Below are 6,113 nucleotides of genomic sequence, written 5' to 3'. Positions count from 1 at the left end.
CTATTATTTCCTGCTCGGCCTCAGGAATATTGAATGGCGGGAGCATTAGTTTAGACTGGACAGCAACGATTAGTGAAATAGTTACTAGTATCATTATTGGAAGAGTTAAAGGATTCATCCATAGGTTGACGACTCTCACAGCGGTTGCGGAGATCATTAAGGGAGCGTTAGTGTCGAAAGATGCGAGAGCCACCGGTACTAAGAGTCCTGTGAAGAAAGCAGGCTCTGAAACTGTGAGTATAGATAGTAGTCTTGACACGCCGACACTGGTGTATGGACCGGGCATCGATAGAGATGCTATTATGATCATTATTATAGGCCATATGCTCGCCATGTAGAAGAATATGAGGAAGTCGTACGGGCTTCCCACGCTGTAAACATTCAATGGCAGGAGGAGCATTGAAGCCACCAGTGAGGAAAGGCCTAGGAGAAGCGATATCTCCGCCGCCCTGATCATGCTGTACCTGGTTTTCAGCAACTCCTTAGCTCGAAGCAGTTTTAGAAAATCGTACACAGGCTGAAGGATCCCGACAGGACCCACGTACTTTGGGCCCATTCTCCTCTGCATTCTAGCACTCAGTTTTCTAACAAGGTACTGGGTCAGGAATGACAACGCGGTTAGAAAAACCAAGCCCGGGAATATAAGGGTTGCAAATAGTAGTTGAAACACATCCATGGGTTTCACCTCGCCAGTAAGTACAAGATGCTCATCAATACTGCCAGAAGGATTAGGATGCCTAGCCATGAGGATATGAAACTGAACCATTCATGGATACTGCCGGTTTGGACTTTATTGATTAATGTGTTGAAAATCGACCGCGCGAACTTCTTGATGAACCCCCAATAAAGGTTTCCCACGCTAGGGGACGCCTCTCTTACTACTTCCTCTGGCTCACCTGATAGGTAGATTTTTGTCTCCCTGACCACTCTGGATTTCAATGATTGATAAATAATCAGTAAAACTAGGAAGCTAACGCTCATTGACGTGAAAACCAGTATTGTTGTTACCAAGGGATCATTTAGACTGTATGAATGAGTCATGGAGCAGCACCTCCCAGCTTCATAATGGCTGAGAATGTTTCGTAAACATATTTCAAGGCTCCCGTCAAGGACGTGGATGTTAACTCGGTGTTCGAGACGAGTCCAAGCAAGGGGATAACCAATCCTCCCATCACTAATAAGGATATTGAAATAGCAAGCATCAATACTTCAACACTGTGACCTGTGTTCTCTAGTGATTTCTCGCTACCAATTGCGAAAACTATCGAGTACAGTGCTTTCAAGTACCCTGGGATCGACACTGCCGAGGCAATTATCAGGAGGACGCCTCCAATAGGGAAGCCGGCTTCCATATAGGCTTGATACATTAATAGCTTCGAGAAGAAGCCTATGAAGGGCACCAGGCCTATCAGGTTGAGGAATCCTATTGTGAAAGCGGTTGACGCAAGCGGATGTTTCCTGCCAATCCCTCTCATCTCATCCATGTTTCTGGTTCCAGCCGAGTCTATGAAGATCCCGCTGGTCATGAAGAGCAGAGCTTTTGAGACCCCGTGTGAGATTATGTGAAGGGCTGCAGCCGCTACTGCTAATTCGGTAACTCTTAAGGAGCTGGAGAATGCGGGGGCTGATAAAACCATGAATATTAGGCCCATGTGGCTCACCGTGCTGTAGGCTAGTAGTCTTTTAATGTCTTTCTGAATCATCATCATCAAGGCTCCGAGAAGGGCGCCTGCCACGCCGAGGATAAACAACGCTATCAGGACAATGCTTCTATACTCACCCAGCAGGCTTCCTTCACCGAAGATTGTATATAAGAATCTCATAGTAGCGTAAACGCCTATGTTAACAACCAGACCTGACAGGGCTGCTGAAACAGGGGTTGGAGCCTCGGGATGGGCGTCAGGGAGCCAGAAGTGATTGGGGAATAAGGCGGCCTTATAGGTGAAAACCCATAGGGAGAGAGCCACTGCGAGCAAGCTGGCGAGCCGGTAGACCTCAATGCTTCCCACAACCGGGACAATTGAGAGGCATGATGGCGTTCTAGATAGGCAGGACAACACGCCCATGTTTAGGGAGCCGAATGTTGCGTAGACTACGACCAGGGCTGTGAAGTATATTGTGGTTGCAACAGCACCGATTAAAGCATACTTGGCAGAAGCTTCAACAGCCTCAGCCCTCTCCTTATGGAAGGCAACCAATCCATACGCTGAAATACCTAGTACTTCCAACATTACGAACAAGTTGAAAGCGTCGCCGGTGTAAAGGCATCCCAGCATTCCGGCGAGGAGGCCGATTAACAATACATGATACCATACAGGCTCGTCGAGGTGTCTACCATACCACAGCGAGTATAACGCGATAGCGAGGAATACCCAGGAGGTCATCAACCCTATTATACCGTTCAACCCGTCGACAGCGTAACTTATCCCGAAGTGAGGCGGCCACCCGCCGAACCCGTATATTATGGGTTTCTCATTTACAACTATCCAGTAGTACATTATACTGCTCGCTATTGATGCCCACGCGCCTGCTATAACGCTCATGAAACCTATTAGCTTCTTATTTCTGGTGAGCTTGTCAACTAGGGGGGTTGAAAAAGCGAGTAGGGCTAGGACCGGGACCAAAGACCCTGTTAAAACGTGTGCAAGAGAGTCAACCATTCCCACCACCTCTAGTCAAACATATTCCCAGCATACTTTTCAAACACTGAGGAAATTGCTTCACGAGCTTTCTCGGGCTCTAAGGTTTTAGCATCTATCCAGTGCACGTAAAAGACTTTCCCTTTTTCATCAACGTCTACAACGACCGTGCCAGGAGTATTAGTTATGGAGTTCGCTATAGCTGTAATGGCGTAGTCTGTGGAAACATTGAACGGGACTTTAACTATTGCAGGGTTAACAGGGGTTTTCGGGTGGAGTATGCGTTTAATAACATCCACATGGGCTTTTGTCTCATCGATGATTAGATATCTTAATGCATATATTACGAATAAGGCCCAACGCTTAGGGTTTAATGCTTTGCGAGGGTTGCTTAGCGTTATAGTGGAGAAAATAAAGCCGGTTACTAATGAAACAATTACCCCGGTGATTATGTCGTAAGTTGTGATACTGCCTGAGAATACAATGTAAGTTATAAACGCGATTAATGCAACAACTAAACCATTAACGATCTTCAAATCCATCACCCCTTAAGCTTCTTTATCCTCCTCATGTCTAGTGTCTTGTAGTGGATGAATAATTGGTATCCTAGGAAAACTAAGAAGATAGTCACTGCTAAGCCTATAACCACTGCGGTTAGGACGAGAGCCTGAGGCAGAGGGTCCACGCTCCTTGCCACGAATTCGGATAACACCCCGGGTGTTACTTCGGTAGTTGGTATAACGGGGGGTCTTGGATTCACGCCACCCTCAGAAATCCACCTTCTATAACCAATGTAGATTGCGAAAGTGTTTGCAGTATCAGATAGTATTGTTAAAGCAATAATCTTCTTAATGTAGTGAGGCCTGTAGAACAATCCGTACAGTGAGAGTGCGAAGTTTAATATAAGTGAGAATACGACTATGGACAATAAGTAGGTATTGAGGAACTCGATGCTTATCACGCGTTCTCACCCTCCTTCTTCTCCGGGTAGGTTAGTAATAGGAAAGCTATAGTGAAACCTGCTGCGACAGCAATCATTTCAAACAGGTTGAAAAACCATAGGGTTCCACTTACCAATGATCCGTTAAAGTATGCTGGAAAGGATACTTCTGAAGTAGGCTTAGCCATGTTTTGAATCACGTAAGCAGTTTTCCCTACTGCCAGCCCGATTATCAAGGCTGCGAGCGCTGTTAAACCAATGCCTACTAGTCCAATACTTCTTAGAACAAGCATTTTCTCCTTGGTAACCCCTTTACCTATGACGAAGAACACGGAGAACGCTATTATGATCACTAGAGGAATGACAGCGATTGTCGCGCCGCCTTGGAAGCCTCCACCGGGGGTTAGGTGACCGTGGAGTCCTATCGAAGCCCCTACGGCCACTATCATCGGACCAGTTATCCTTGTAACAGTTTTAACAATAACTGACAATCCCCCCTCGCTGTTGGGGTCAGCCCTGAGTGAAACCCCGCGAGCGAGAGCTATTCCAGCAATGAGTGCTAAGTAGAATACGGCTGTCTCAAACAATGTGTCCAGCCCTCTGTAATCCCATACTATGGCTGTAACGGCTTCTGGAGAGTTCACTGTTAAATGTGGGATCCAGGGGTTAAACGTCGTGGAGAGGTAGAAGACTGCCAAGGGTCTTACAGCTTCGCCTGGTATGAAGTATTCGGATGCCACAGCCAATATTAGACTAAAACCTAGTATGATTGAAACCAGGACTAGGGTTTTAACCAGCCTCTTCATCCACCCTCTCCTCCCTCTCAGTCTTGCTGATCAGAATAATTAATACTCCAGGTATGAGGCCGACCGCGACCGGGAGATACACGAGAACGATGTCAGGAGCCATGAGTAAAAAGTATAATAAAGCATAGAAAGTGCTTTGAATAGCGCTGAAGATAACTGCTTTCAATAAATCCTTTTCGAAAATAGCATAATACACGGATATTGTTGAACCTATTCCTGCTACAGCCATGAATAGGTAAACCAAGGTCTCAGGCGGGATCATTGCCTATCACCACAAAGCTGGGGGTTCAACTCATCGTGAATACATGGGACAACCCTGGCGACCCCTGCTCTGTGAACTGCTCGCGCTATTGCATGGGAGCCTGCAGGAGCTAGTAGCATAATTATCAAGGCTGTGACTAGGCCGGCTCCCCCCATGAGGTATCTGTAAGAACCTAATGGCTCGTAGACGAAAGCTATTAGGGAAGCTCCTATGATCGGGAAGACCGCGCCCCAGATGGTTCCAACAGTGGTAGCGTGAAGACGGAGGTAGAAGTTTTTAAACCGATGCATACCTATGGACGCGATTAGATCTGATAACGCGCCCAGGCCAATTAATGCTAACCCGATATAAGTGATTATTTCATCAATCATCCTTAACCACCCATCTCGCCTTTCTCGAGATACTTCGCAATATAGATGTCTAGAGAGTAAATCCATAAAGCTAAGGGTATGGCCGTAACGATAAGGACTGGCTCTTTGAAAAATAAGCCAAGTATTACTAGCAACGCTGCCAGGTCATACGTCATTGAATCGATTGCGAGAACCTGGTCCCCTATTGTAGGTCCCTTTATACCTCTTATCAAGTAGAGGACTATGGCTGCTAAGTAGAATGGGAGGAATATTATAATTAAACTTTGAACTAAATCCATCGAATCACCCTTCTTTAACGATTTTCCTCAGTGTTGAAAGCGAGAGCTCGGATGAATCATTCTTAGCTGTGTCTGCAAGCCTGTGCTCGTTGGTTGAAACGTAAGCGTTAAACGGGCATACCGTGATACATCTGTAGCAGAAAACACACCTACCATAGTTGATTAGAGGGTATAGTCTTCTAGGATTGGATTTGGGGACTTCGTAATCCGGTGGGATAGGCCTCATCTTGATAGTGTCGGCAGGACACTCTATGCTACACAAGGAGCAACCTGTACATTTGCTCAAGTCTGCGTAGTGTCTTCCTCTAAAATCCTTCTCAATCACGGTTTGCTCATAGGGGTATTGAATAGTTGCTGGTTTTGAAACCAAGTTCTCCAGCGCTAGCTTCAAAAGCTTCGGCCTCCTCATTTAAACCCCCTTCGCCAACTCTTTAAAAGGTAGCTTGTAGGAAACATTCTTCTTTACATCTACGACGGTCACTCTTTCCATGCAGGAGATGCAGGGGTCGAGCGAGGTCAGTATCACGGGAAGGTCTGCAATAGTATACCCCACATACATGAAACCGCTACTGATGATGTTGTTGAAGCTGGGCGTCCTAATCTTAACTCTGTAAGGATTAGGTGATTTACCATCGCTCATCACGTAGTAGGTTAATTCGCCTCTCTGCGCCTCAACCCTGGTGTAAGCCTCCCCAGCAGGTATTTTCCTCGGCAGCTTCTTCTCATCTGGCACAGGGTTTGCGTCGCTTGGTAAGCGGTCGAGAACGTGTAAAGCTATTTTAACCGACTCTAAAGCCTCATCCCATCTAACCATCAT

At 46.3% G+C, this 6,113-nt stretch carries 11 protein-coding genes; all 11 read right to left on the bottom strand.

What is annotated here, in order from left to right; genetic code table 11:
• A partial coding sequence (locus AC3OH0_RS04075; protein ID WP_498344848.1) for an NADH-quinone oxidoreductase subunit H occupies positions 1-676 on the bottom strand: 676 nt, incomplete at its 3' end.
• 5 nt (positions 677-681) lie between these two features.
• On the bottom strand, positions 682-1,041 hold the full coding sequence (locus AC3OH0_RS04070; protein WP_193435718.1) for a sodium:proton antiporter: 360 nt from the start codon (positions 1,039-1,041) through the stop codon (positions 682-684).
• Complete coding sequence (locus AC3OH0_RS04065) at positions 1,038-2,660, bottom strand: proton-conducting transporter transmembrane domain-containing protein (RefSeq protein WP_193435719.1); 1,623 nt, start codon at positions 2,658-2,660, stop codon at positions 1,038-1,040. The genes AC3OH0_RS04070 and AC3OH0_RS04065 overlap by 4 nt, the downstream gene beginning before the upstream one ends.
• A gap of 11 nt (positions 2,661-2,671) precedes the next feature.
• A complete protein-coding gene (locus tag AC3OH0_RS04060; protein ID WP_193435720.1) occupies positions 2,672-3,181 on the bottom strand; it encodes a Na+/H+ antiporter subunit E in 510 nt (169 codons plus the stop codon).
• Positions 3,181-3,600, bottom strand: a complete 420-nt coding sequence (locus tag AC3OH0_RS04055; RefSeq protein WP_193435721.1) for a sodium:proton antiporter — start codon at positions 3,598-3,600, stop codon at positions 3,181-3,183. Before AC3OH0_RS04055 ends, AC3OH0_RS04060 begins: the two co-directional genes overlap by 1 nt.
• Positions 3,597-4,385 (bottom strand): Na(+)/H(+) antiporter subunit B, encoded by a 789-nt coding sequence (locus AC3OH0_RS04050; protein ID WP_193435722.1) that lies wholly within the window; start codon positions 4,383-4,385, stop codon positions 3,597-3,599. The genes AC3OH0_RS04055 and AC3OH0_RS04050 overlap by 4 nt, the downstream gene beginning before the upstream one ends.
• Positions 4,369-4,647, bottom strand: coding sequence for a Na(+)/H(+) antiporter subunit B (locus AC3OH0_RS04045; protein ID WP_193435723.1), 279 nt, complete (start codon positions 4,645-4,647; stop codon positions 4,369-4,371). Before AC3OH0_RS04045 ends, AC3OH0_RS04050 begins: the two co-directional genes overlap by 17 nt.
• Positions 4,644-5,018 carry a monovalent cation/H(+) antiporter subunit G gene (gene mnhG, locus AC3OH0_RS04040; protein WP_193435724.1) on the bottom strand — a complete coding sequence of 125 codons (375 nt, stop codon included), beginning with the start codon at positions 5,016-5,018 and terminating at the stop codon, positions 4,644-4,646. Before mnhG ends, AC3OH0_RS04045 begins: the two co-directional genes overlap by 4 nt.
• 2 nt (positions 5,019-5,020) lie before the next feature.
• Entirely contained in the window at positions 5,021-5,296 is a 276-nt protein-coding gene (locus AC3OH0_RS04035; protein ID WP_193435725.1) for an MrpF/PhaF family protein, read from the bottom strand.
• 4 nt (positions 5,297-5,300) lie between these two features.
• Positions 5,301-5,705, bottom strand: a complete 405-nt coding sequence (locus tag AC3OH0_RS04030; protein ID WP_498344847.1) for a 4Fe-4S binding protein — start codon at positions 5,703-5,705, stop codon at positions 5,301-5,303.
• On the bottom strand, positions 5,706-6,113 hold a 408-nt coding region (locus AC3OH0_RS04025), incomplete at its 5' end, for an NADH-quinone oxidoreductase subunit D-related protein (protein WP_498344846.1).

The organism is Thermosphaera sp., assembly GCF_059755995.1.
Note: the sequence above shows the minus strand (reverse complement) of the source record. Positions and strands in the feature narration are given on the sequence as shown.

Coding starts and splice junctions, on each gene's coding strand:
- AC3OH0_RS04035 (WP_193435725.1), bottom strand. CDS start 5,296: ATGGATTTAGTTCAAAGTTTAATTATAATATTCCTCCCATTCTACTTA.
- AC3OH0_RS04060 (WP_193435720.1), bottom strand. CDS start 3,181: ATGGATTTGAAGATCGTTAATGGTTTAGTTGTTGCATTAATCGCGTTT.
- mnhG (WP_193435724.1), bottom strand. CDS start 5,018: ATGATTGATGAAATAATCACTTATATCGGGTTAGCATTAATTGGCCTG.
- AC3OH0_RS04065 (WP_193435719.1), bottom strand. CDS start 2,660: ATGGTTGACTCTCTTGCACACGTTTTAACAGGGTCTTTGGTCCCGGTC.
- AC3OH0_RS04050 (WP_193435722.1), bottom strand. CDS start 4,385: ATGAAGAGGCTGGTTAAAACCCTAGTCCTGGTTTCAATCATACTAGGT.
- AC3OH0_RS04070 (WP_193435718.1), bottom strand. CDS start 1,041: ATGACTCATTCATACAGTCTAAATGATCCCTTGGTAACAACAATACTG.
- AC3OH0_RS04030 (WP_498344847.1), bottom strand. CDS start 5,705: ATGAGGAGGCCGAAGCTTTTGAAGCTAGCGCTGGAGAACTTGGTTTCA.
- AC3OH0_RS04045 (WP_193435723.1), bottom strand. CDS start 4,647: ATGATCCCGCCTGAGACCTTGGTTTACCTATTCATGGCTGTAGCAGGA.